This window comes from Sphingomonas sp., assembly GCF_031380695.1.
Lineage (GTDB): Bacteria > Pseudomonadota > Alphaproteobacteria > Sphingomonadales > Sphingomonadaceae > Sphingomicrobium.
Genome location: NZ_JANMWY010000026.1, coordinates 1 through 2,808, shown reverse-complemented (window position 1 = coordinate 2,808; position 2,808 = coordinate 1). Strand labels below are relative to the sequence as shown.

Annotated in this window: 3 protein-coding genes; 2 read left to right on the top strand and 1 reads right to left on the bottom strand. The window is 65.8% G+C overall.

Annotated features, from left to right (window positions below; all coding sequences use genetic code 11):
* A partial coding sequence (locus RMN84_RS00980; protein WP_309610342.1) for a GTP-binding protein occupies positions 1–297 on the bottom strand: 297 nt, incomplete at its 3' end.
* Positions 298–399: 102 nt separating this feature from the next.
* Here RMN84_RS00980 and RMN84_RS00975 point away from each other — a divergent pair.
* Positions 400–1,185 (top strand): CsgG/HfaB family protein, encoded by a 786-nt coding sequence (locus RMN84_RS00975; protein WP_309610341.1) that lies wholly within the window; start codon positions 400–402, stop codon positions 1,183–1,185.
* A gap of 169 nt (positions 1,186–1,354) precedes the next feature.
* A partial coding sequence (locus RMN84_RS00970) for a pitrilysin family protein (protein WP_309610340.1) occupies positions 1,355–2,808 on the top strand: 1,454 nt, incomplete at its 3' end.

Here is a 2,808-nt window from a genome sequence, read left to right as displayed (position 1 = left end):
TTCGCACGCGGCGAGGCTGCGGCTGACTTCATAGGCGAAGTCGACGTGGCCGGGGGTGTCCATCAGATTCAGGGTGTAGTTGAGCCCGTCCTTGGCGACCCATTCGAGATTGACGGTCTGCGCCTTGATCGTGATCCCGCGCTCTTTCTCGATGTCCATATTATCGAGCACCTGGGCCGACATTTCGCGCTCGGTCAGGCCGCCGGTGCGCTGGATCAGCCGGTCGGCAAGCGTCGACTTGCCATGGTCGATATGGGCGATGATGGAGAAATTGCGGATGCGGTCGAGGTCGGTCATGTCGCGGTGCCGTTAGAGCCTTTCCCGGCGAGGTGGAAGGTCCGGCGTTGAACCGACTCGGCGGGCGATGTTATGGCCCCGTCACAACAGGGGGACTTCATCATGCGTCATATCGCCATGTTTGCCATCGTCGCGGCATCGATTACCGCCGCACCCGCACTTGCCCAGCGCCAGACCGATGCCAGTTCGGGTCACAAGGACCAGCTGACCGGCCAGAGCGAAATCCCCCGCTGCACCAAGCGGCTGGGCACGCTGGCAATCGTCGAGCCGGACAATCAGTGGTGGCGTGAGCTGAACCTGGGCAGCCCCGAGGCGATCCTCAAGATCTTCGTGCAGCAGTCGGGCTGCTTCGGCCTGGTCAACCGTGGACGGTCGATGCAGAACCGGGCGATGGAGCGGGCGATGGCAGATCAGGGCGAATTGCAGCGCGGATCGAACCTGGGCAAGGGACAGGTCAAGGCGGCGGACTATTTTCTGCAGCCGGATATCGTCTCGACCAACAAGAACTCGGGCGGCGGCGGCGTCGGCGGCGCGCTCGGCGGGGCGCTCGGCGGGATGTTCGGCGGGGCCGGGCGAGTGATCGGCGGGCTGGCCGGGGGCATCAACGTCAAGAAGGGCGAGGCAACGGTGACGCTGTCGCTGGTCAACGCCCGCACGACCGAGGAAGAAGCGCTGACCCAGGGCTATTTCCGCAAGCGCGACCTGAGCTTCGCCGGCGGCGGCGGATCCTATTGGGGCGGGTTCGCCGCGGCGGGCGCGGCCGGTTACCAGAATACCGAGATCGGGCAGGTCATCGTGCTGGCCTATCTCGACGCCTACAAGAAATTGGTGACCGAGATGGGCGGGTTACCGGCCAACGCGGCAGCGGCGGCGCCCAAGGCACGCTAGACGCGTTTTCGGTTCGATTTTATCGTCGTTGCGAGCGACCCATATATAACCGCCGTTGGTCGAACTGGGGCGACCGCTGGTCACTCAGCAAGGCGATCGCTCGAACCGTCGATTGCGCGGATTGGGCTAGCCGTTAGGGTCGCCACGACCTTATCCGGAGTGCCATCCCATGCGTTCGACCTTTGCCGCCCTGCTCGCCGCGACCGCGCTCGCCACGCCGGCGTTCGCCGCGCCCGCGCCGTCGGTGCCGATCCCGGCGCTGGTCCGCGAGATCAGCATTCCGCACACGATGTTCCGCCTGCCCAACGGGCTGACGGTCATCGTCCATGAGGATCACAAGGCGCCGGTCGTCGCGGTCAGCGTGTGGTATAATGTCGGGTCGAAGGACGAGCCGGCGCGCAAGACCGGTTTTGCCCATCTGTACGAACATCTGATGTACAACGGGACGGAGAATCTGCCGGGGGATTTCTTCACCTACCTGCAGAACATCGGCGCGACCGATTACAACGGCACGACCAGTTACGACCGCACGAATTATTTCCAGACGGTGCCGGCCGGGGCGCTGGAGCGGGCGCTGTTCATGGAAAGCGATCGCATGGGCCATATGCTCGGTGCGGTCACCCAGGGCGTGCTCGATAACCAGCGCGCCGTCGTCCAGAACGAGAAAAGGCAAGGTGACAGCAGTCCCGGCGGCCTGGCCCAATATGCGTTGTTCGAAGGGCTGTTTCCGCCGGGCCATCCCTATCACCACACCACCATCGGCTCGATGGCCGACCTCGACGCCGCCAGCCTGGCCGACGTCAAGCAGTGGTTCCGCGACAAATACGGCCCCAACAATGCCGTGCTGGTGATCGCCGGGGACACGACCGCCGCGACGGCGCGGCCGATGGTCGAGCGGTATTTTGGCGACATCGCACGCGGCCCGGTAAACCGCCCGGCGATGGCGAGCGTGCCGACGCTGGCCGCGCCGAAGAAGGTCGCGCTGAAGGATGCGCTGGCGTTCACCATCGTGTCGCGCAACTGGGCGGTGCCGGGGCTGCTGTCGCCGCAGATGGCGGCGCTCGATGTCGGCGCGTCGATCCTCGGCGGGCTGGCCAGCTCACGCTTGGACAAGGCATTGGTGCGCGAGCAGAAGGTCGCGATCAGCGTCAGCGCGAGCAACAGCACGCTGCAGCGCGCGGGCATTTTCTCGACGCAGGTCATCGCCAAGCCCGGCATCGATCCGGCATTGGTGGTGGCGAAGGCCGACGCGATACTGGCCGGAATGATCGCCACGGGGCCGACCCGGGACGAAGTGCAACGCGCGGTGATGCGCGAAGTCGCCGGGCGGATTCGCGGGCTGGAGTCGGTCGGCGGGTTCGGCGGCAAGGCGGTGTCGCTGGCCGAAGGGCAAACCTATGCCGCCAACAGCGATTTTTACAAAACGACGCTCGCCGCTTATGCCGCCGTGACTCCGGCGCGCGTGCAGGCGGCGATGAAGCAGTGGCTGACGCGGCCGCCGCTGACGATCACCCTGTCGCCGGGCAAGCGCGATGATTATGCCGAAACCGGCGTGACCAAGGCGGCTGCGCCCAAGGTCGACGCGACGCTGCCCAAGCCGACCCGCACCTTGCCCCCGGTCGG

Excerpts from the sequence above, each read along its gene's own strand:
- RMN84_RS00975 (WP_309610341.1), top strand. The coding sequence starts at position 400 with ATGCGTCATATCGCCATGTTTGCCATCGTCGCGGCATCGATTACCGCC.